At 57.0% G+C, this 21825-nt stretch carries 18 protein-coding genes; 16 read left to right on the forward strand and 2 right to left on the reverse strand.

Annotated elements, in window-relative coordinates; translation table 11 throughout:
• Positions 1 to 97: 97 nt before the first annotated feature.
• Both CR254_RS15500 and CR254_RS15505 read left to right on the forward strand, forming a co-directional pair.
• Positions 98 to 790, forward strand: coding sequence for a GntR family transcriptional regulator (locus CR254_RS15500; RefSeq protein WP_097931600.1), 693 nt, complete (start codon positions 98 to 100; stop codon positions 788 to 790).
• Positions 791 to 880: 90 nt separating this feature from the next.
• Positions 881 to 2257, forward strand: coding sequence for an MATE family efflux transporter (locus CR254_RS15505; RefSeq protein ID WP_097931602.1), 1377 nt, complete (start codon positions 881 to 883; stop codon positions 2255 to 2257).
• 7 nt (positions 2258 to 2264) lie between these two features.
• Here the strand turns inward: CR254_RS15505 and manD are convergent, their stop codons facing one another.
• Entirely contained in the window at positions 2265 to 3491 is a 1227-nt protein-coding gene (gene manD / locus CR254_RS15510; RefSeq protein ID WP_097931604.1) for a D-mannonate dehydratase ManD, read from the reverse strand.
• 220 nt (positions 3492 to 3711) lie between these two features.
• On the opposite strand from manD, the gene CR254_RS15515 reads away from it, so the two are divergent.
• The 3 genes from CR254_RS15515 to CR254_RS15525 all read left to right on the forward strand — a co-directional run bounded on the left by CR254_RS15515 (position 3712) and on the right by CR254_RS15525 (position 7760).
• Entirely contained in the window at positions 3712 to 4680 is a 969-nt protein-coding gene (locus tag CR254_RS15515) for a TAXI family TRAP transporter solute-binding subunit (RefSeq protein WP_097931606.1), read from the forward strand.
• Positions 4681 to 4761: 81 nt separating this feature from the next.
• Entirely contained in the window at positions 4762 to 7338 is a 2577-nt protein-coding gene (locus tag CR254_RS15520; RefSeq protein ID WP_245851685.1) for a TRAP transporter permease, read from the forward strand.
• A complete protein-coding gene (locus CR254_RS15525) occupies positions 7335 to 7760 on the forward strand; it encodes a universal stress protein (protein WP_097931610.1) in 426 nt (141 codons plus the stop codon). The genes CR254_RS15520 and CR254_RS15525 overlap by 4 nt, the downstream gene beginning before the upstream one ends.
• A gap of 26 nt (positions 7761 to 7786) precedes the next feature.
• On the opposite strand, the gene CR254_RS15530 is transcribed toward CR254_RS15525, so the two are convergent.
• Positions 7787 to 8674 (reverse strand): MurR/RpiR family transcriptional regulator, encoded by an 888-nt coding sequence (locus tag CR254_RS15530; protein WP_097931612.1) that lies wholly within the window; start codon positions 8672 to 8674, stop codon positions 7787 to 7789.
• A gap of 134 nt (positions 8675 to 8808) precedes the next feature.
• Here CR254_RS15530 and CR254_RS15535 point away from each other — a divergent pair, with 134 nt between their 5' ends.
• From CR254_RS15535 to doeB, 11 genes are all read left to right on the forward strand, one after another.
• Positions 8809 to 11202, forward strand: coding sequence for a GcvT family protein (locus CR254_RS15535; RefSeq protein ID WP_097931614.1), 2394 nt, complete (start codon positions 8809 to 8811; stop codon positions 11200 to 11202).
• Between the two features lie 3 nt (positions 11203 to 11205).
• The gene (locus CR254_RS15540; RefSeq protein ID WP_097931616.1) at positions 11206 to 11964 is read left to right on the forward strand and encodes a beta-keto acid cleavage family enzyme; all 759 of its coding nucleotides are present in this window, start codon (positions 11206 to 11208) and stop codon (positions 11962 to 11964) included.
• Positions 11961 to 13289, forward strand: coding sequence for an aspartate aminotransferase family protein (locus tag CR254_RS15545; RefSeq protein WP_097931618.1), 1329 nt, complete (start codon positions 11961 to 11963; stop codon positions 13287 to 13289). Before CR254_RS15540 ends, CR254_RS15545 begins: the two co-directional genes overlap by 4 nt.
• A 238-nt stretch (positions 13290 to 13527) precedes the next feature.
• Positions 13528 to 14259: a CPBP family glutamic-type intramembrane protease gene (locus CR254_RS15550; RefSeq protein ID WP_180956032.1), complete on the forward strand. Its 732-nt coding sequence runs from the start codon at positions 13528 to 13530 to the stop codon at positions 14257 to 14259.
• Positions 14260 to 14418: 159 nt separating this feature from the next.
• Positions 14419 to 15480 carry an extracellular solute-binding protein gene (locus tag CR254_RS15555; protein ID WP_097931733.1) on the forward strand — a complete coding sequence of 354 codons (1062 nt, stop codon included), beginning with the start codon at positions 14419 to 14421 and terminating at the stop codon, positions 15478 to 15480.
• A 71-nt stretch (positions 15481 to 15551) separates the two neighbouring features.
• Entirely contained in the window at positions 15552 to 16658 is a 1107-nt protein-coding gene (locus CR254_RS15560) for an ABC transporter ATP-binding protein (protein ID WP_097931621.1), read from the forward strand.
• A 1-nt stretch (position 16659) separates the two neighbouring features.
• Positions 16660 to 17523, forward strand: coding sequence for an ABC transporter permease (locus CR254_RS15565; protein WP_097931623.1), 864 nt, complete (start codon positions 16660 to 16662; stop codon positions 17521 to 17523).
• Between the two features lies 1 nt (position 17524).
• Positions 17525 to 18379, forward strand: a complete 855-nt coding sequence (locus CR254_RS15570) for an ABC transporter permease (protein ID WP_097931625.1) — start codon at positions 17525 to 17527, stop codon at positions 18377 to 18379.
• Positions 18380 to 18542: 163 nt separating this feature from the next.
• Positions 18543 to 19427 (forward strand): SH3 domain-containing protein, encoded by an 885-nt coding sequence (locus tag CR254_RS15575; RefSeq protein ID WP_097931627.1) that lies wholly within the window; start codon positions 18543 to 18545, stop codon positions 19425 to 19427.
• Between the two features lie 225 nt (positions 19428 to 19652).
• Positions 19653 to 20837: a M24 family metallopeptidase gene (locus CR254_RS15580; RefSeq protein WP_097931629.1), complete on the forward strand. Its 1185-nt coding sequence runs from the start codon at positions 19653 to 19655 to the stop codon at positions 20835 to 20837.
• On the forward strand, positions 20834 to 21823 hold the full coding sequence (gene doeB, locus CR254_RS15585) for a N(2)-acetyl-L-2,4-diaminobutanoate deacetylase DoeB (RefSeq protein WP_097931631.1): 990 nt from the start codon (positions 20834 to 20836) through the stop codon (positions 21821 to 21823). Before CR254_RS15580 ends, doeB begins: the two co-directional genes overlap by 4 nt.
• Positions 21824 to 21825 lie beyond the last annotated feature (2 nt).

The following is a 21825-nucleotide window of genomic DNA, read 5'->3' on the forward strand; positions in this document are numbered from 1 at the left end:
CCACACGCTCCATGTACTGAAAACAACCAGGACGCCTTCGCGTGCACCATGTGCGCAATGTTTGGATTAGGGGCGCGTGAAAGATTGAGATGATGCGATGGTACAGGTAACGCAGCTGGGTGAACGACGGACGAGCGTCGATGAAATTTTCTCCTATCTTCATGAGGAGATATTGTCGCTGCGATTGCGGCCCGGGGATAAAATTCCGGAATCTGATGTGGCCGCACGGTTTGGCGTCTCACGCCAGCCGGTGCGCGATGCGTTCAGTCGCTTGGCCAATCTGGACCTGTTGCTGATCCGCCCGCAGCGCGCGACCGAGGTAAAGCGGTTTTCGATGCGAGAAATCGTCAAATCCCGCTTTGTACGTGCCGCCATTGAAAAGGAAGTGCTGCGCCGCGCGGCCGAGCATTGCGATGAGGCAGGCGCCGCCCAGTTGGATGCGGCATTGGCCAGTCAGCAAAAGGCGATTGAGGATAAGGATGTCGACGGGTTCGGCGCGCTCGACTACGCGTTTCACGAAACCATCTGCGGGATAGCCAAGGCTGAATTCGCCTTTGACGTTATCATCAGCGAGAAATCCAAGGTTGACCGCCTTTGCGTGCTGGGTCTGTCCAAGGAGGACCGCATGCCCGAATTGGTTGAGGATCATCGTGTCATTGCTGATGCGTTGAAGGCCCATGACGCCGACCGCGCGATTGAGGCCGGAATGCTGCATCTGTCGCGGCTGGACGATACGATTCGGCGCATTTCCGCGACCAATGCGAATTACTTCGAGCCGTCAGACGGTTGATCCATTCAAGCAACAGGCGCGGGCCAGATGGGCGCGCGCCTGACTGAAACCATGCCGTGACCCCGGCCCTGCTAGGGACGCCCTTTCCCGATGTCTGCCACCCCCTCAACAGCCACACCGCCCGCTGCGGGCCCCGCATCACTGGACGTATTCGCCCTAGCGTGGCCGATGACGTTAAAGGCGATCATCCTGCACGGAACAGTGGTGATCGACGCCTATCTGGTGTCCGCATTGGGGGAAACTGCGCTGGCTGCAATGGGCCTTGCCGCGGCGGTGGCGGGATTTGTGCTGGGGGCGATCCTTGCCTTTTCTAACGCGATGCAGCTGCGCACCGCGCAAGCATTCGGCACCGGTGATCCTGTGTTCATCAAATCCGCACTGGCCTGCGGTATGGCCATCAGCCTGACAGTTGGCTGTGTCGGCTTGGCGATTATTTCGCTGTTTGGCGGCTCACTGATCGGTGTGATGGCCCCAACGCAGCAGGTTGCCGACCTTGCCATTGATTACCTGACCGTATTTTCTCTGGTGATTGTTGGCGAGGCGATAGGGCAGTGCCTGTCGAGCTATTTCAACGGCTGCGGGCGCACCCGCTTACCGCTGTACAGTTTTTGCCTGTCGCTGCCGATCAATGTCATCACGAGCATCGTTCTGATCCACGGCTATTTCGGCCTGCCTGCATTCGGAGTAACTGGTGCCGCGATGGGCAGCGCCATTGCGGTTACGGTGCAGGTTGGCTTTCTGGTGGTCCGGCTATGGGCGCTGGACGGGTATTTGCGGCATGTTGCGGGGTGGCGGCAGTTAAGCTTCGTGGCAACGCTGCGGCGGCATCTGGCCTTTGCACTGCCAATTGCGGTGACATTCTTTAGTGCGACCTTTGCCAGCCATGTTTGTACGTTGATTTATGCGCGCCTGAACCTGAACGAGTTCGCAGCCATGACCATCATCGCGCCGTGGATCATGGTGGCGGGCACGATCGGTATGCAGTGGGCGCAGGCAACGGGCATTATCGTGGCGCAGTTGCTGGGGCAGGGACAGCGAGAGGAAATTCTCGACCGGTTTCTGCGCAGTGCGTGGCGTGGCGCTTTTGTCGCGGCGGGTGTTGTTGCGGTGATCTTCCTCATCGTGTGCTTGTCGGCCAGCTATCTATATGCCGATCTGGATGTGGAGACACGGACGGTCCTGCTGAGCTTCTTGCCTATCCTGCTGGTTCTGCCCTTTCCCAAGGGGTCAAACGCGATCTGCGGAAACACGCTGCGGGCTAGTGGGGATACGATTTATGTCATGCACATCTTTGTCTGGTCGCAATGGCTGTTTCGCGTCCCTGCAACGGCGCTGGCGGTGCTGTATTTCGACGTTTCGGTGTTCTGGGTGCTGTCACTGCTGTTTTTCGAGGAACTACTGAAGTTCCCCGTCTTTCACCGCCGTCTACTGCGTGGCGATTGGAAGCGCGCAAAAATCGCGAACTAGGCCAGCGTCAGTAATTCCATAGCGTTCTGTCCTGTAACCGCACAACCGGATGGCTGCCGGGTGAGTAGCTGTAGCGCTGGGCCTCGCCCTCATCAAAATCGACGCCCAATCCAGGTGCATCGCTGACATAGACCATCCCGTTTTCCATCCGGTGATCCGACGGGAACAGCGCATCGCATTCTGGTGTGCCCAAGACGAGATATTCCTGAATGCCGAAATTCGGCGCCCACGCATTCAAATGCGCCTGCGCTGCCATGCACAGGGGGGAATGGCTGGGCGCGCCGTGAAAACCTGTGCGCACATGATGCAGAGCGGCCAGATCAACGATCCGCTTGGTGTGGGTGATACCGCCTGCATAGGTGACGGCCACGCGGATGAAGTCGATCAGCTCCTGCTCAATCAACCTATTGCAGTCCCAGATCGAGTTAAAGACCTCTCCAATCGCGATGGGAACGGTGGAATGTTGACGTAGTAGGCGCAGCGCATCCTGATCCTCGGCGGGGGTGGGGTCCTCCAGCCAGTATAGGCCGGCCGGTTCTACGGACTTGGCAAATTCAGCTGCCTCACGCGGTAACAGGCGGTGATGGACGTCGTGCAGCAGTTTCAGATCGGGGCCAAAGCGGGCGCGGATTTCGGCCAACGCATCGGGCATGTAGCGCATGTAACGGTCGGTGTCCCATATCTCGACCTTGGGCCGGATGCCGCTGAAGTCGCTGATGTAATGCTTGTTCGCGCCCTTATCCTCAGGCACGGCATAGCTGGCGGAGGGCATGCCGGGTATCCCGCATTGTACGCGCACCGCCTTGTACCCCTGCGCGACGTAATGCGCGATGGAGTCCATCAGGTCCTCCAGATCGGCCCCCGTTGCATGGGCGTATGCCATTGCGCCATCACGGCTTTTGCCACCAAACAGTTGGTATAGCGGCATGTTGGCCAGCTTACCCTTGATATCCCACAGCGCTATGTCGATCGCGCCGAAAGCGGCCATGGCAATTGGCCCACGCCGGAAATAGGCACCGCGATAAAAGAACTGCCAGATATCCTCGCTGTTGCGCGGGTCCATACCGATCAGGTTCGGTATCAGGTAATCCTGCAAATAGGCGGCAGTCAGGGTTTCACGATTGTTCAGGGTGGCGTCCCCTAGGCCATAGATCCCCTGATCGGTTATGATTTTCAGCGTGACGTAATTCTTGCCCGGTCCGCCGACAAACAGCTTTGCATCGGTGATTTTCACGGCGGCCCCCTATCTGGCGTTTTCGTTATGTTTAATTTGATTGCTAGTATTCTAATATCCGTAGTTGATTTTAGCAACGCGTGCTTAGGTGCCACAGCAAATGTAGAAAACATTAGTTTTTCCGTGACAGTTGACGTTTGCTTGGCGGACATTCATGGCAAGTCACCGGAATGGTGCCTGCGGCTTCGGCCGGAGCAAACTTCGCAATAGGGAATTTTACATGAATATCACCAAGAGCATTGCCCCCCTCGGATTGGCTGTCGCTATGCTGGCTGGACCAGCCTTTGCACAGGACCAGCAGTTCATCACCATCGGCACCGGCGGCGTGACCGGCGTTTATTATCCTACTGGCGGCGCGATCTGCCGTTTGGTAAACGCGAACCGCGCTGAAACCGGCCTGCGTTGCTCGGTCGAATCCACTGGCGGTTCGGTCTACAACACCCGCACCATCCGTCAGGGTGAGCTGGACTTCGGCGTTGTTCAGTCCGACGTGCAATCTGCTGCTGTTAACGGCACCGGCGCATTCAGCGATGATGGCGCGTTTCCTGAGCTGCGCTCGCTGTTCTCGATCCACCCGGAGCCTATGCACCTGATGGCGCGTGCCGATAGCGGCATTGAGACGGTTGCCGATCTGGAAGGTCGCCGCGTCAACATCGCAAACCCCGGTTCGGGCACACGTGTATTGGCTGAGACGCTGATGCAGTATTCCGGCCTGACCAAGGACGACCTCTCGCTGGCGGCGGAACTGGCATCGGCTGAGCAAGCATCTGCATTGTGCGATGGCAACATCGAGGCGACGATCTGGGCGGCTGGCCTGCCAAACGGTTCCACGCAGGAGGCTACCTCCACCTGTGACGTTAACCTGATCCCACTGGTTGGCGAAGGCATTGACGCCCTGCTGGCTGAAAACCCTGCCTATGCGGCAGCAACCATCCCCGGCGGTATGTATGCTGGAAACGAGGAAGACATCCCGTCCTGGGGTCCACGCGCGACATTCGTAACCTCGGCTGATACGCCGAACGAAGTTGTCTACGCTGTGGTTTCCGCAGTCTTTGAAAACTTCGAGGACTTCAAGCGTCTGCACCCTGCCTTCGCTCGTCTGGACGAGGCGGAGATGATCTCCTCGGGTCTGACCGCTGACCTGCACCCCGGCGCGCTGGAGTACTACCAAGAGCGCGGCTGGAAGTAAGTCTGTCTAAGCGATACCAGCCCGTCCGGATTATATTCGGGCGGGTTTTTCCAATTGAACAACAAGAGTAGGACCGAACGCGTGAGCAGTCAGGACGATCAGGCCGTCGACGATTTTATCGCCGATAACGACACCGGTGCGCGGGCACCTACGGGCAGCTTCAACAGGGGCGTGCTGTGGGTGGTTCCACTGATGTGGTCGGTCTTCCAATTATGGATCGCCTCGCCACTGCCCTATGAGTTTGGCATCTTTGTTGTGAATAACGCGCAGGGCCGGTCGATCCACTTGGCCTTTGCGGTTTTCCTTGCCTTTACGGCATTTCCTACATTCAAGCGGAGCCGCCGCGACACGATCCCGCTGATCGATTGGGCCATCGCACTGCTGGCGGCGTTTTGTGCGGGATATCTCTACCTGTTCTGGGATGGTTTGGCGGCGCGTTCGGGCGCGCCATCGACACAGGATCTGATCTTTGCCTCAATCGGAGTTGTTCTGCTGATGGAGGCCGCGCGACGGTCTCTCGGCTTCCCGCTGATGGCTGTGGCGGTTGTGTTTCTAGGCTATGTTTTCTTTGGCTCGTCAGAGCTGCTACCGGATGTGATCCGTTGGCGCGGTGCGTCGATCGAACGTGCGATGAGCCATATGTGGCTAACGACCGAGGGCGTGTTCGGCGTGGCGCTGGGCGTTTCCTCGGGCTTTGTTTTTCTGTTCGTACTGTTTGGTGCGCTGCTGAATCAGGCGGGCGCAGGTAACTACTTCCTCTCACTTGCCTTTGCCACATTGGGCCACTTGCGCGGCGGTCCGGCCAAGGCGGCTGTGATTGCATCGGCAGCAACGGGCCTGATCTCTGGCTCTTCGATTGCGAATGTGGTTACGACCGGTACGTTTACGATCCCGCTGATGAAGAAGGTCGGCTTCTCTCCTGCCAAGGCGGGCGCGGTTGAGGTTTCGTCCTCGATCAACGGTGTTTTGACGCCGCCGGTAATGGGCGCGGTTGCGTTCCTGATGACCGAATATGTCGGCATTTCCTATGTGGATGTGGTGAAAACGGCGATTGTGCCTGCTGCAATCTCCTATGTTGCATTGGTCTATATTGTGCACCTTGAGGCCCTGAAAATGGGCATGAAGGGCACCAGCAAGATGAACCCCGTGCTGTTCATCCTGACGGCAATCCTGATGATCTGCGTCGGGATTGTCGGCGCAGGTGGTATCCTGTGGAGCGCGGGCCAACTGGTCGGCATGATGGAGGCAACATTAGGCGGCGCGGCTGTGCCGGTGATCGTTGCGCTGTTCCTTGGCCTATATCTGCTGGCGGTCCGCCATGCTGCACGTGAGCAGGATTTGGATCTGTCGGTTGATTCCATGCAGAACCTGCCGCCCACCGGTCAGATTTTCCGCAGCGGTCTGCACTATCTGCTACCGATCCTGTTGCTGATGTATCTGCTGATGGTTGAGCGTAAATCGCCCGGTTTCTCGGCCTTCTGGTCGGCCAGCTTTATGTTGCTGGTCCTGTTGACGCAAAATCCGCTGAAGGCGTTTTTTCGGGGGCAGGGCAATGTTCTGCCCGCGCTACGGGCCGGTCTGGGTGAGGCTGTAGATGGCTTGATCATCGGCGCGCGCAATATGATCGGTCTGGCCTGTGCCATGGCTGTTGCGGGTATCATCGTTGGATCGGTCACGCTGACCGGTATCGGGCAAGTTATGGCGGAGTTCGTCGAATTCCTATCTGGCGGCAACTTGATGCTGATGCTGGTTTTTGTCGCGCTGATCTCAATCATTCTAGGCATGGGTTTGCCGACCACGGCGAACTACATCGTTGTGTCCTCGCTAATGGCCGGCGTTGTGGTTGAGCTGGGTGCGCAGAACGGCCTGATCGTGCCGCTGGTCGCGGTGCATATGTTTGTCTTTTACTTTGGTATCATGGCGGATGTGACGCCGCCGGTGGGGCTTGCCAGTTTTGCGGCGGCTGCGATTTCTGGTGGTGATCCGCTAAAGACGGGTTTTCAGGCGTTCTTTTATTCGATCCGCACCGCATTGCTGCCGTTCCTGTTTATCTTCAACACCGATTTGCTGCTGATCGACGTGTCGTGGCAGCATGCGATTGTGGTCTTTATTGTGGCGCTGATGGCGATGCTGATCTTTGCCGCCGGAACCATGGGCTATTTCTTGACACGCTCGCGCCTGTGGGAAAGTGCGGTTCTGGTGCTGGTGGCGCTGACATTGTTCCGTCCGGGTTTCTGGCTGGACCGGTTCGAGGATGCGTATGTGATGGAACCACCCGCACGAGTGTTTGCATTGGCTGAGGAAGTGCCCAGTGGCGGCACATTGCGGCTGGGGCTGGAGGGAATGACCCTGTTCGGTGATCATGTCGCATCAACCTATCAGCTGCCTTTGGGTGAGGCAGGCCGGTCCGGTTTTGACCGCCTTGCGCAATCAGCAGGGTTGGAATTGGTCGAGCGTGACGGTGCGGTGATCGTCGATATGATTGGCTTTGGCCAAGCGGCGGAGCAGGCAGGCATCGATTTCGATTGGACCCTAACAGGGGTGGAGGTCGAGAATGACCGCATGCCCAAGGAAATCTTCTACATTCCAGCGCTGTTGCTGTTCGGTCTGGTGGTCTTTGTCCAGCGTCGCCGTCAACAAAGGGAGCTTTTGGTATGATACTCGCTGCTATCGATCTGGCGCATCCGGAGCATCACAAGCTGATCCTTGGTCGGGCGCATTCCGCCGCGTTGGCCGAGGAAAAGCGTCTGGCCGTGATCTCCGTTCTGCCTGATTTCGGGATGAGCCTCGTCGCCCCGTGGTTCAAGGAGGGCGCAACCGAAAGCGTGGTAAAGGAGGCGGGTGAGGCATTGCACCGCGCCGTGACAGATGCATTGGGTGCAGAGGTTGACGCGACTTGTTTGCATATTTTGCGGCAGGGAACGATCTATCAGGAAATCCTGACTGCGGCGGAAAAACACAAACCCTCGCTGATCGTCATGGGCGCGCACCGCCCCGACCTGCGCGACTATCTGATCGGCCCGAACGCGGCGCGTGTTGTGCGGCATGCCCAATGTTCGGTTCTGGTTCTGCGGGACTGAACCAAAATAGGTCGCTCAATATAAAACTACCGTTTTTTTTGAGCGACCCAATAGGCTTGGCTGTCCTTACGAACGTCCTCATAGGATGTGATTCTGGCCTGCGCTGGATCACCGCCGCGCGCGACCAGCATGGCGATCAGCGTCTCGATCAGGGCCATCGCGCCGGCATAGCACCCGAAATGATAGGTCGATAGGACTGAGGCAATCAGCGTTTCATCGGCGTTGAAGTCGGGTGATACAATCTCACTGTCGGAAATCAGGATCAGCTTCACCCCCTTACGCTTGGCAAAGGCGCAGGCCTCGATCGTTTCGCGCGAATAGGGGGTAAAGGTGATCGCAATCATCACATCATCGGCCTGCGCCGTATGCAATTCATCAATCGCGTTGTTCATATGGCGCGGGATCAGTTGCAATGAAGGCAGCGCCATCCGCCCTACATAGTGCAGATAATAGGCGAGCGAATAACTGGCCCGCACAGCCGTTAGAAATACGGTCGGCGCCTCGGTCAACATGGTGACGACACGCTCCATCTGCGCGGAGTTCTGTTGTTCCAGCGATCGCTGCACAATGCCCATCTCGTTCAACGCGGCCTCTGCCTGAACCGTGCCTAGTGTGCCGCCATCGCGCAAACGCTCAACCCATGCAGGTTTTTCAACGATTACAGCCGCAGAAACCAGGGCTTGCCGAAATGGCTCACGCATCTCGTCATAACCGCTGAAGCCGACGCGCTCAGCTAGGCGGACAAGGGTGTAGGTGCTTACCCCCGCCTTTTTTGCCGTTACACGAATGGAATCCAGCCCGAAATCCGACGGGTGGTCGATCACATATTTCGCCACGATTCCCAAACCACGGGGCAGGGACGGGATTTCAGCCTTTAGCTTTGCGATTGTCCTGTTTTTCAGGGTCGGGTCCATAGCGGGTGGCCTTATGCAATGTGAAACAAACGTTATTTTTTAGAAATATTGACCAATTTTGTTTTGCTTGCAAGGGTAGCACATGCACAGCGCGTTCAGGCGAGCCTGACGACACACAATCTGCGGAAAAAATCATGGCCGACACTCTTCCCTCCCACGCCTCGGTTGTCGTTATCGGCGGCGGTATCATGGGGTGCTCTACCCTGTACCACCTCGCCAAAATGGGTGTCTCCGATGCCATTTTGTTGGAGCGTAACGCCTTGACATCCGGCACGACGTGGCATTCTGCGGCGCAGGTGCGCGCGCTGCGTCATTCGAAAAACCTGACGCGGATGATCCAGTATTCGGTGGATCTGTATTCGCAGCTGGAGCAGGAGACAGGGCAGGCCGTTGGCTGGATTCAAAAGGGATCGCTTTCCATCGCAACGAACCCCGACCGGCTGATCCACGTAAAACGGCAGGAGGCGCTCGCCCACGCATACGGCATCGACGCCCGTTCAATCTCACCGCAGGAGGCCAAGGAGCGTTGGCCGATGATGAACGGCGAAGACGTTCTGGGTGCAGTCTGGTCCCCCGACGATGGCCGTGTTTCACCGTCGGATGTCTGTGCCGCGCTGGTTAAGGGTGCAAAATCTCTAGGCGCGAAGATTTTCGAGCGGACAGGCGTGACCGGTGTTCTAACCGAAAACGGGCGCATTACCGGCGTTGAAACAACTCAGGGCACTATCGCATGCGATGCAATCGCATTGTGCACCGGCCTGTGGTCGCGTGAAGTTGGCGCAATGGCCGGTGCCGAGGTTCCCGCGCTGGCCTGTGAGCATTTCTATCTGCTGACCAAACCGGTCGAGGGCATTGTCGGCAACATGCCTACGCTGTCCGACCACGATAACCACCTGTATATCCGCGACGATTCCGGCGGCCTGCTGGTCGGTTGCTTCGAGCCGATGGGCAAGCCAATCGCACCCGGTGTCCTGACCGAGGCATTCGAGTTCGGATTGCTGCCCGAGGATTGGGATCACTTCGAGCCGATGATGATGAACGCTCTGCACCGCTTGCCCGCGCTGGAAACAACCGAGGTCAAGATGCTGCTGAACGGACCGGAAAGCTTCACCCCCGATGGCACCTTTATGCTGGGCGAAACGGCGGAAACGAAGGGGTTGTTCCTTGGCTGCGGCCTGAACTCCGTCGGGATGGCGTCGGGCGGTGGTGCGGGCATGAACCTGGCCCATGCGATTGTGCACGGCCACACGGCATATGATTTGACTGAGGCGGATGCGAAACGGTTCGCGCCGATCTTTAACAATATCGATCACCTGATGGCGCGTGCGCCTGAAATTCTGGGCACGCATTACGATATTGCATATCCCGGTAAGCAGCTGAAAACCGCCCGTGACCTGAGCAAACTGCCGCTGGACGCGGAATACCGTAAGGCAGGCGCGCATTTCGGGCAGGTTTATGGATGGGAGCGGCCGCTCTATTTCGGGAAAACAGCCGAGCCGACCATGCGCTTTGACCAGCCGGATTGGTTCGAGAACGTAAAGGCCGAGGTAACTGCCGCCCATGAAAAAGCCGCGATCTTCGATGCGTCGCCCTTTGGAAAGATCGACGTAACCGGTCCTGATGCGGAGGCATTCCTGCGCCACACCTGCGCAGGGCAGGTTCAGCGTAAGGCAGGATCGGTGATTTATAGCGCCGTCTTGAACAGCCGCGGCACATTCGAATCCGACATCACCGCACATCGTCTGGCCGATCAGCATTACCGCCTGTTCGTGGGAACAAATGCGATCAAGCGGGATCTAAGCTGGTTTCGCCGCAGTTCCGATGGCTACGACGTTACCCTAACCGACGTGACCGAGGAGTATGCAACGCTGGGCCTGATGGGGCCTGATACGGCGCGCATCGCCACGGCATTGCAGGCTGAGGGCCTGATTGATCTGGGATATTTCAAGGTTGGTCAGGGTCGCATCGCGGGTATCGACGTGACCGCTGCGCGCCTGTCCTATGTGGGTGAGGCCGGATGGGAAATCACCTGCAAGGCGGCGGATGCAAATGCGCTATATGCGGCCTTTGTCGCGCAGGGCGCGGTGCCCGCTGGTCTGTTCGCGCAAACCTCGATGCGGGTTGAGAAGGGCTTCTGCGCGATGGGGCATGAACTGGACGGCGACGTAAACCCGATTGCCGCAGGTCTGGATTTCGCGACCCGTAAAAAGGGCGGCTTTATCGGCGCGGAGGTTTTGGCCGAACTGCGCGAAAAGGGTGAAGAGGCCCGCGTCTTCTCTCTGAAATTTGACGATGAGGCGGCTATCGCGCTGGGGCATGAGCCGATCTATCTGAACGGTCAGATCATCGGGCAAACGTCCTCCTGTGCCTTTGGCTATCGCGTGGGCAAACCTGTTGCGCTGGGACATGCGCATCAGATGGTTGCGGATGGAGCCCGAGTGCAGGTCGATATTGCACGTCAGATGTTCGATGCGACTGTGGTTCAGGGGCCGCTTTATGATCCTGACGGCAACCGGATGAAGGTCTGACCCATGACGCGCCCCTTCATCATGGTGGCCCCAAACGGGGCACGGCGTGGTCCAGCCGATCACGCCACGCTGCCGATCACCACGGATCAGATCGTCGCCACGGCAATGTCGTGCCGTGATGCAGGGGCGGATGCAGTGCACCTGCATATTCGGGATAAACAGGGTCAGCATTCACTCGATGCTGGCCAATATATCGAAACGGTGGCGGAGCTAACTCGTGTCGTGCCGGAGCTGCGCATCCAAATTACAACCGAGGCTGCCGGGGTTTTCGATGTCGCAACCCAGTTGCAGTGCCTGTCGCAGGTGCGGCCCGATTGGGCGTCGATCTCCATCCGCGAAATCGCCCGCGACCCCGTACTTGCCGCAAAGGTTTATGGCTGCTGCGCGGATCAAGGGGCGGAGGTGCAGCATATCCTCTATGACACCGCCGACATCGCATTGCTGCGGGATTGGCAGGCGCTGGGCATTGTGGGGCAGGGGCAATCCTCGGTCCTATTCGTGTTGGGCCGCTATTCCGCTGGGCAAGTTTCAGCGCCCGTTGATCTAGAACCGTTTCGTGCCGCGATGCCGGATGTGCAGGACTGGATGGTCTGCGCCTTTGGCTCGCGTGAGCATGATTGCCTGCTGGCCACGGCACAGCAGGGCGGTGATCTGCGCGTTGGTTTTGAAAACAGTTTGACCGATCATTCCGACCGGCCGCACCCCGATAACGCGGCGTCTGTCGCGGCGTTGCGCTCTCTGCTCGAAAGGCATTCGTTATGAGCCACGTTTTTCCCCGCCATTGCCATTCAGACTTGCCAACAGCGGTTGGGGGCGATGGATGCTACCTGATTGATGCCGATGGAAAACGCTATTTTGATGGATCGGGCGGCGCGGCTGTTTCTTGCCTTGGTCATTCGAACTCGCGGGTGCGCGACGCGATCAAGGCGCAGGTGGACCAACTTGCCTTTGCCCACACGGGCTTCTTCACATCCGATCCGGCGGAGAAATTGGCGGATCTGCTGATTGCAAATGCCCCCAGCAATCTGGACCGTGTGTACTTCGTTTCAGGTGGGTCCGAGGCGGTGGAAAGCGCGATCAAGCTGGCGCGGCAATATTTCGTTGAACGGGGTGAGCCACAGCGCAAGCATCTGATCGCCCGTCGGCAAAGCTATCACGGCAACACCATCGGCGCATTGTCCGCTGGTGGAAACGCGCTGCGCCGCCAGCAATTCGCCCCACTCTTGCTGGAGATCAGCCACATCGCGCCCTGCTATGAATATGCGGAGCGGCCAGCCGATGAAACGCTGCATGATTATGGTCAGCGCGTTGCAAATGAGTTGGAGACGGAAATCCAACGTCTGGGGCCGGAAAACGTGATGGCTTTCATTGCGGAGCCTGTGGTGGGCGCAACGCTGGGCGCTGTTCCTGCCGTTCCGGGGTATTTCAAACGTGTGCGCGAGATTTGCGATCAGCATGGTGTGCTGCTGATTTTGGACGAGGTGATGTGCGGTATGGGCCGCACCGGCCATCTGTTTGCCTGTCAGGCAGATGGTATCGCACCGGATATCCTGTGCGTCGCCAAGGGGTTGGGTGCGGGCTATCAGCCTATTGGCGCGATGCTGGCTTCGAAATCGGTTTACGCGACCATCGCTGACGGCACCGGTTTTTTCCAGCACGGGCACACCTATATCGGGCACCCTGTTGCGGCGGCGGCTGGTCTTGCCGTCGTCTCGGAATTACTGGAGCGTGATCTGATCCCGCAAGTGCAGGCGCGTGGTGACTACCTGCAATCCGCATTGCAGACATGTTTCGCGCAGAAACAGTATGTTGGTGATATTCGCGGCGTTGGCCTGTTTCGGGGGATCGAATTCGTAGCGGATCGCGCGACGAAGCACCCCTTTGATCCGGCGCTTGGCCTTGCAGGTAAGATCAAAAAGGCGGCCTTTGCCGAGGGTCTGATTTGCTATCCGATGCCCGGCACGCGGGACGGGTGTAATGGCGATCACGTGCTGCTGGCCCCTCCCTTCATCGCGTCAGAGGCTGAATTGGACGAAATGGTCGGCCGTTTATCGCGTGCTGTTGATACAGTGATCGCAGCAATTTGAGCCGGTCTCACGCACTGCGGGCAATCACCTGCGGTGCGTGCAACATGATACGTGTCACCGCCAAATATCACAATTTTAGGCTCGGCGAGGCAAAAGTATTGAAAAATGTCGTAAATTGTAGGGATAGTGAAGTCTGAAGTATTCGTTTTGTGAATTTTCAATGGGGGCATTGATAACGCGGGAGAGTAGCTTGGGGCGGTACATACGCGATGACGGTGACGACCTGCTGATTGGCTGGTTGGAACGCAAGGGTGATGATTTTCCCTTCTATCGGGGGCGACCCGTTGCGCTGACTCTATTCGACTGGGTTATTATTCTTGCGGCCGTTGTAGCGGGTGTCGGGCTGCTCTTTACCACGCTTGCATTATTCCCGTCGGGATTGGCCGGTTTCATACCGGCCATCGTTTATGTCGCGGTTCCGTTAGGTGCATTGATTTTGGTCGCCGGCTCAAGCTGGACAGCTCTTTTCCGACCGTTGCAGTGGAATGATGCTGTCATAATCCTCGGCTTCTTTCTGCTGAATGCTGCGGTTACGATCGGGGTCGGCGCGCTGGCGGTTAACCTGTTCGAAACGTCGAGAAATCCTGCGGTTGCCATAATCGAGACCTCCACAGATTTTGAGCGCGCTTTGTTCTTTCTCAAGGCGGTTATCCAGCTTTTGGGAGAGGAAATCTTCTCCGTTCTACCGTTTCTTGCAATGCTCGCATGGTTGTATCATTCGGTCGGAATTCGGCGCACGAAGGCGGTTTTTCTCGCGGCGTTGGTGGCCTCGATATTGTTCGCGCTAATCCACTTGCCGACCTATCAATGGCACTTGCCTCAAGCATTGGTTGCCTTGGTGCCGATTAGAATGGTTTTGCTGCTGCCATATATCATCACCAAGAATATCTGGGTTTCGACGGCCGTTCATGTGTTGAATGACTGGGCGATATTTGGCCTTCCGCTGGTTGTTGCAATGGCCGCCCACTAGCGTTGAACCGCCAATTTTCGAGGTGCGCACTGCTATGCCTGATTTTCGCGAGCGGCACAGGGGCGGGCTACGTCATGGATCGGTCATCGAAGAATTGGACATTGCGCGGATGTCTTGCATTAATGCGGCCATCTCAAATCGAAGGAATCGAACATGGGTATGAAAACGGGACTTTTCACAACGACGCTTCTGGTGACAGCTATGTCTGTGACAGCAGCACAGGCAGACACTCTGCGTTTGCTGACATGGGGTGGCTACGCACCTGATGATGTGATCGAGATGTTCGAGGCGGAAACCGGCCACACCGTTGAGGTCACAACCTCCAACAACGAAGAAATGATCGCAAAGCTGCGCGCAACCAATGGCGGCGGATTCGATCTGGCACAGCCTAGTCAGGATCGCATCACCAGCGCACAGGAAGAGTTCGGCATCTACAAGCCGATCGACATGTCGCGTGTCGATGCGGCGCAGTTCATCCCCTCCATGCTGGAAGCAACCGCTGGCAACACCACGTTCGAGGGTGAAGTCTACGGTCTGCCCCATGTTTGGGGAACCAGCGGTCTGGTCGTGAATACCGCGCAGGCGGGCGACGTGACTGACTATACCGACCTGTGTGACGAATCCGTTGCGGGCCGTGTTTCCTATCGCCTGAAGCGTCCAACGCTGATCGGTTTTGCCTATTCCATGGGCCTCGACCCATTCGCAGCCTATGACGATACCGAGGAATACACTGCTATTCTGGATCAGGTTGAGGCAGCACTGATCGAGTGTAAGGCCAACGTCAAAACCTATTGGGATGGCGGCGACGAGATCAAGAACCTGCTGCGTTCCGGCGAAGTTGTTGCCGCAATGGCATGGGATACTGGCGGTTGGCAGCTGAACGCCGACGATGCGGACATCACCTTTGTCGCACCAGAGGCAGGCGCACTAGGCTGGATCGATACATTCGTTCTGCCAGCACGCGGTCGCGCGGATGATGCAGCATATGACTGGATCAACTTCGTTATGCGCCCTGAAATCGCGTCGATGATCACCAACACGGCCGGCAACTTCACCGCTGCTGTCGATGGTGCTGTTGATGTCAGCGCTGATCTGAAGGCCCGCTACGAGGGCAGCTTCGATCAGGCGGCAATCGACAACATCAAGTGGTACCCACCTGTTCCCGCCGGTCTGGAGGCACTGGAAGGTGCAGCACTGGACCGCATCAACGCGGCGAACTAAACGGTCGGATATGTTGAAGTGGGGAGGGGCGCGATCTGCGCCCCTCCTTATTGAATTGAAGGGTCTTGCCTATGTCTGCCACTCCCGATTTGGAATGCATCGATCTAACCAAAGATTTTAACGATTTTCGTGCTGTCGATCAGGTTAGCTTTGATGTCCCGCCGGGGTCGTTTTTCTCCATCCTTGGACCATCAGGATGCGGTAAAACTACTCTGCTGCGCATGATTGCCGGTTTCCAGTTTCCAACCAGTGGCGATTTACAGATCAAGGGTAAGTCCATGATCGGCGTCGGGCCGAACAAGCGCCCCGTCTCCATGGTTTTTCAGCATCTCGCCCTGTTCCCGATGATGAATATCGGTGAAAATGTTGGCTTCGGCCTGCGTCAGCGCGGTGTGAACAAGTCCGAGATCAAAACACGGGTTGAGCGGGTGTTGGAGCGTGTGGGCCTGCCCGGCATCACCGATCGCAAGGTTGACCAGCTATCAGGCGGCCAAAAACAGCGTGTGGCGATTGCGCGGTGCATGGTTCTGGAACCCGATGTGTTGCTGCTGGACGAACCGTTGGGCGCGCTGGATCTCAAGCTGCGTGAGCACATGAAGGTCGAGCTGAAATCGCTACAGGCCGAGTTTAACACCACCTTCGTCTATATCACGCATGACCAATCCGAAGCTTTGGTGATGAGCGACAAGATCGCCGTGATGAACAAGGGGCGCTTTGATCAGATCGGTACGGCGCGCGATCTCTATTACGAACCCCACAGCGCATTCGTCGCGGGCTTTGTCGGGGATGCGAACCGGTTCGAGGGTAAGGTAACAGCCGTGAACGGTGATGCCGTCGAGGTGGTCACCGATAAGGGTTTGCAGCTAAAGGCGAGGACCATCAACGGCACCGTCGCCGCCGGTCAGCGGGCGCAGGTCTTCATCCGGCCTGAGGCAATCAGGCTGGCGCAAAACGCAGCGGATGCAGATCTGGGTGCGGATGCGCGCAACTACACCGTGCAAAGCGTTCTGTTCAACGGGGCGAACAGCCTCGCCATTTTGCGTGACGCGGTGTCGGGGGAAATCCTGAACGTTACGCTGCCGCAAACCGGCACCTTCCTTGGTTTGAACAAGGGCGATACGGTTTACGCACAATGGAACCCACAACAGGCCAGATGTTATCTGGTTGAAGGTCAGTAAGATGACCTCAGATAAATCCAAACTGGGCTTTTACCTGCTGCTGGCGCCGCTGCTGCTATGGCTGGTCGTGCTGATTATCCTCCCCCATATCGGCCTGTTTTTCGTTTCAATCAGCGAGAAAGTCGGCGTTCGGGAATATGAAACCGGCCTTGGCAATTACGCGGTGTTTTTCAACGAGCCGCTTTATTGGCGGACTTTTGCGCGCACTGCGATCATGTCGATTTCAACGACGGCACTGACGCTGATCCTCGGCTTTCCGATTGCGTATTACATTGCCAAAATGACCCGTGGTCGCACGAAAACAACTTTGTTTTTGATGTGCCTGATCCCGTTCTGGGTGTCGGAGCTGGTGCGGACATTCGGCTGGATGATCCTGTTGCGCGAAACGGGAATTATCTCGAACGCGCTGCAATCTATCGGCCTGATCTCTGGTCCGGTGGAGTTTTTGTATAACGACGCCGCGATCATGGTCGGGCTGGTCTATACCTCGATCCTGTTCATGATTGTGCCGCTGGTCACCACGCTGGACAGTCTGGACGACAGCATGATCGAGGCAGGCTATGATCTGGGTGGAAACGGCGTTTCGATCCTGCGTGAGATCATCATACCCCACGCTATGCCCGGCATCGTTTCGGGCTGTATCGTGGTGTTTATGCTGTCGCTGGGCAATTACCTGACGCCGATTTTGCTGGGTGGTAAGGATAGCCTGTGGTTCACGGGGCTGATCTATACGCAATTCATTACGCGATTTAACTGGGAGCTCGGCTCTGCCTTTGGCTTCCTGCTGCTGGCGCTGTCCTCGGGCATTGTGTTCCTTGGGCTAAAGCTGTCGCGTCAAACGCTGACTGAAACGATGGGGCGCTAAGATGATCCCTACAGTTCCACAATCCAACGTCCTGAAATGGTCCTATCGGGCCTATGTGACGTTGTTTTTCGTCTATCTCGCGCTGCCGCTCAGCGTGGTGTGTGCCTTTGCGTTCAATGATAGCGTGTTTCCGTCCCTACCGTGGGAAGGTTTCACGATGGCATGGTTCTTCGGGGATGAGGCGCCGTTTATCGGCGTGTTCCACGAACGCTCGATCCTGCGTTCAATCGGAACATCGGCCTTTGTCGCGATCTGGGTCGCGGGGCTGGCCGTGTTCGTGGGGACGTGTAATGCGTTCCTGTTCGTGCGGCACAATTTCCGGGGCAGGGGATTTCTGTATATCCTGATGCTGCTGCCGCTGATTATCCCGGGCGTGATTCTTGGCATTTCGATCCTGGTGTTTTCCAGTACGGTCGCCAACACGCTGGAGGATGCAACAGGGCTTTGGTTCGATGGTCTGCGACCCGGTCTGATCCTTGTGATCCTGGGGCAGTTTTCGTTCATCACCACCTTTGCCACGCTCGTGATTTCGGCGCGTTTACAGAAATTCGACCTCAGCCTTGAGGAAGCTGCGCTGAACCTTGGCGCAACGAAATGGGGCGCGGTGCGTCAGGTCACGCTGCCGTTCCTGCTGCCTGCGATTGTGGGAGCGGGAGTGGTTTCGATCCTGATGAGCTTTGAGAATTTCAACACGACATTGATGCTGGTCGGGTCAGATTCGCCGTTGACCATCACAATGTTTGATAAGCTTAAGCATGGATCAACACCTGTGCTAAATGCAGTATCACTATTACTGATTATCTGTTCCGCAGGACTGGGTTTGATTTCGCTTCTATTCCAGAGAGGTAAAAGCTGAATCTGGTTGTTTTATATGATGAAAGGGACGCTCTGTGCTTGGCGCCCCTTTCGATTTCCTCACATGTTTACATTTTGGTGAGGATGGTTTGGTCAAAATAAGTGTTCAATTGGGGCTAAATGTTTTACAGTCCCGCGCATGATGTTTGTTTGCGGGGCTCTCGATGAAGGTTCTACCAGCTTTTTTGGTGGTTGGCATGCTTGCCTATGGCCTTGCTCTGCCTGCAATTGCCCAGCAACACATTGTCGAGCATGTTCAGTTTGATGATGGTCTATCGGACGCTGTCATCTCACACACAATCGTTGGGGATCAGGTTGTCGATTACGTTGTCAGCGCGGATGCGGGGCAGCGCTTGATCGTTGATATGACCTCCTCAAATGTCAGTGCGTATTACGATCTGACAGGGCCATATGCTGGTGCAGCCGCTCATGTCGGGTCTATTGCAGGGTCACATTTTGATGGCGTTCTGCCTAGCGCAGGCGACTGGACCATCAGGGTTTATATGATCAGCAACGCTGCCCGCCGGAATGAGAGCGCGAGCTTCGACCTTTCGCTCAATGTAGGTGAGGCTGATGTTGAGGTTGCGGACATCGTTGAACCTGATGATGCTACCATTGACCCGGCATATTGGCGGGTCGTGGATGCAACTTCTATCGACTTCCTGAATGTTCGCACAGGGCCGGGTTTTGGCTTTAATATTATGGCTCGGGTCGCGAATGGCAGTTTCCTGCGCAATATGGGCTGTACTGGAACCGGGCTGAACAGATGGTGCCACGTGAAAAGCGATAGTGGCAGAATTGACGGTTGGAGCAACGGCGTGCGGCTTGCTGCAAGCGAACCACCTGCCGCCCGTGATCTTGCCTCTCTGGTCGAACATACCGGTGGCGGCGCGGTTTTTCATCAACGTTCGACTGATGAATTTGAAGTTCAGTGGCAGTCCGGTTGCACGGTTTTGTATACTGCGTCGCGAAGCCGTATTCTTGACGGCGAGAATTGCTCGGATGTCCAATTGGCAAGATCCGATAGCTGGGCCGCCCAACAGAACTAAGCCTGTGACGTATGCCATGAGCCTGCGTCGATCCTGTGATAAGTACCCTTCGCTAGCGCAGTAATGCGTTTTCCCATATTCGAACAACATATTTAGCTCTCGGGGCGATGTATTTTGCCGCTGATGGCGGTTCTATGTCGTTCGATGACTTGTCACGGTGAAAAAAACAGTCGAACTTTCATTTGCACACCCCACCATCAGCATTGTTAAAGATTGGGACCGCCGATGACCGGACCAGACGCAAATTTCACCACCGAGGAATACTTGGTTCGAATTGCCCGACTGCGTATCGCTATGGCCTCGGCTGGCCTTGATGCGATTTTTGTGTCGGACCCGTCGAATATGTCATGGGTCAGCGGCTATGACGGCTGGTCATTCTACGTCCATCAGGGTGTAATCCTGCGGATGGAGGGCGAGCCCGTTTGGTGGGGCCGGGCAATGGATGCGACGGGCGCGTACCGCACCGTGTTCATGGCCGAGGATGCGTCGATCCGGTCCTATGATGACAGCTTCGTGCAGAACCCTGAAAAGCACCCGATGAGGGAATTGGCTGCACTGTTGGCTGAGCTGGGACTGGAGAATGCCCGGATCGGTGTGGAGATGGACAATTACTATTACACGGCTTCGGCGCACGCGACGCTGATTGCGGGTCTGCCTAATGCAACATTTACCGATGCGACTGGCATGGTGAACTGGCAGCGCGCGGTGAAGTCCACGCAGGAGATCACCTATATGCGCCGCGCCGCGCGTATTGTTGAGGCAATGCATCAGCGCATTCTGGAGGTGGCGGAGCCCGGCCTGCGCAAAAACCAACTGATCGCTGAAATCTACCACACCGCCATCAGCGGTGCGGATGGGCAGTGGGGGGATTACCCCGCAATCGTGCCCATGGCGCCATCAGGGCTGGATGCCACTGCGCCGCATCTGACATGGGATGACCGTCCGATGAAAACGGGTGAGGCGACCTTTTTTGAAATTGCAGGCGCGCATCGGCGCTATCAATGCCCGCAATCGCGCACTCTGTTTCTGGGCGAGGTGCCGCAAAAATACCGCGATGCTGAATCCGCAGTGCTAGACGCAATCTCGGCCGGGTTAGAACAGGCAAAGCCGGGCAATCAGGCGCAGGATATTGCGAATGCGTTTAATGCGACACTGAACAAGGCAGGTTTCGAAAAGGACAGTCGCTGCGGCTATGCAATCGGCATCAGCTATCCACCCGATTGGGGAGAGCGAACAATCTCGTTCCGGCGCGGTGATACGACCGTGTTGCAGGCGGGGATGACGTTCCACTTTATGCCGGCCCTATGGCTGGACGATGGCGGGTTGGAGATTACGGAGCCTATCCTGATCACCGAAACCGGCCATGAATGTCTGTGCTCCACACCACGCGAACTCTGGGTGAAATCATGACCAGGAACCCCATCAGCTCGACAATCCCGCTGGACGGGCAGGGCGTGCAGCACGGCTTTCTGCGATTACCCCATAGCCGCGATGACAGCGCATGGGGCTCTGTCATGATCCCGATCACGGTGATCGCGAATGGTGAGGGGCCTACCGCGCTGATGACGGGTGCGAACCATGGTGATGAATATGAGGGGCCGATTGCGCTGCAAAGCCTCGCCGTATCATTGCAGGTGCAGGATATTACGGGGCGGGTGATTATCCTGCCGATGATGAATATGCCTGCCTTTGCTGCGGGGACGCGATGCTCGCCGGTCGATGGCGCCAATATGAATCGCAGCTTTCCGGGGAGGCCGGATGGCCCGGTTACGCAGAAGATTTGCCATTATATCGCGACGGAACTGGTGCCGCTGGCGGATATCGTGTTGGATTTTCATTCGGGCGGACGAACGCTGGATTTCCTGCCCTTTGCTGCGGCTCATATCCTGCCGGACAAGGCGCAGGAGGTCGCCTGCATGGCCGCGATGCAGGCCTTTAACGCGCCCTATTCCGCACGGATGCTGGAAATCGACAATGTCGGCATGTTCGATACGGAGGTGGAGAGCCAAGGCAAGGTGTTTGTCACAACCGAGCTGGGCGGCGCAGGTACCGCAACAGCCTATAGCGTGGCGGTTGCGAATAAGGGCATTCGCAATCTGTTGATCCATGCCGGTATTCTGGCGGGGCAGGTGCAGTTGGATCCAACCATTCAGCTGGATATGCCCGACGATCGCTGCTTTGTTTTTGCAGAGACGGCTGGGCTGGTCGAATACCTCGTCGATATGGGGGATACGGTGGCCAAGGGGCAGGCGATAGCGCGCATTTGGCGTGCAGACCGAACGGGTGAGGCACCGCATGTTTGCTATGCTGGGCTGGATGGTATCCTGACGGCGCGCCACAGTCCGGGCTTGATCAAGGTGGGTGATTTTGTCGGTCTAGTGGCTGTGGTCGTCTGATA

Source organism: Pontivivens marinum (assembly GCF_900231835.1).
In the GTDB taxonomy this organism is placed as follows: Bacteria; Pseudomonadota; Alphaproteobacteria; order Rhodobacterales; family Rhodobacteraceae; genus Pontivivens; species Pontivivens marinum.

What these genes read in the sequence shown, in the direction of transcription:
- CR254_RS15500 (WP_097931600.1), top strand. Translation starts at nt 98, where the DNA reads ATGGTACAGGTAACGCAGCTGGGTGAACGACGGACGAGCGTCGATGAA.
- CR254_RS15505 (WP_097931602.1), top strand. Translation starts at nt 881, where the DNA reads ATGTCTGCCACCCCCTCAACAGCCACACCGCCCGCTGCGGGCCCCGCA.
- CR254_RS15515 (WP_097931606.1), top strand. Translation starts at nt 3,712, where the DNA reads ATGAATATCACCAAGAGCATTGCCCCCCTCGGATTGGCTGTCGCTATG.
- CR254_RS15525 (WP_097931610.1), top strand. Translation starts at nt 7,335, where the DNA reads ATGATACTCGCTGCTATCGATCTGGCGCATCCGGAGCATCACAAGCTG.
- CR254_RS15530 (WP_097931612.1), bottom strand. Translation starts at nt 8,674, where the DNA reads ATGGACCCGACCCTGAAAAACAGGACAATCGCAAAGCTAAAGGCTGAA.
- CR254_RS15535 (WP_097931614.1), top strand. Translation starts at nt 8,809, where the DNA reads ATGGCCGACACTCTTCCCTCCCACGCCTCGGTTGTCGTTATCGGCGGC.
- CR254_RS15540 (WP_097931616.1), top strand. Translation starts at nt 11,206, where the DNA reads ATGACGCGCCCCTTCATCATGGTGGCCCCAAACGGGGCACGGCGTGGT.
- CR254_RS15545 (WP_097931618.1), top strand. Translation starts at nt 11,961, where the DNA reads ATGAGCCACGTTTTTCCCCGCCATTGCCATTCAGACTTGCCAACAGCG.
- CR254_RS15555 (WP_097931733.1), top strand. Translation starts at nt 14,419, where the DNA reads ATGAAAACGGGACTTTTCACAACGACGCTTCTGGTGACAGCTATGTCT.
- CR254_RS15560 (WP_097931621.1), top strand. Translation starts at nt 15,552, where the DNA reads ATGTCTGCCACTCCCGATTTGGAATGCATCGATCTAACCAAAGATTTT.
- CR254_RS15565 (WP_097931623.1), top strand. Translation starts at nt 16,660, where the DNA reads ATGACCTCAGATAAATCCAAACTGGGCTTTTACCTGCTGCTGGCGCCG.
- CR254_RS15570 (WP_097931625.1), top strand. Translation starts at nt 17,525, where the DNA reads ATGATCCCTACAGTTCCACAATCCAACGTCCTGAAATGGTCCTATCGG.
- CR254_RS15575 (WP_097931627.1), top strand. Translation starts at nt 18,543, where the DNA reads ATGAAGGTTCTACCAGCTTTTTTGGTGGTTGGCATGCTTGCCTATGGC.
- CR254_RS15580 (WP_097931629.1), top strand. Translation starts at nt 19,653, where the DNA reads ATGACCGGACCAGACGCAAATTTCACCACCGAGGAATACTTGGTTCGA.
- doeB (WP_097931631.1), top strand. Translation starts at nt 20,834, where the DNA reads ATGACCAGGAACCCCATCAGCTCGACAATCCCGCTGGACGGGCAGGGC.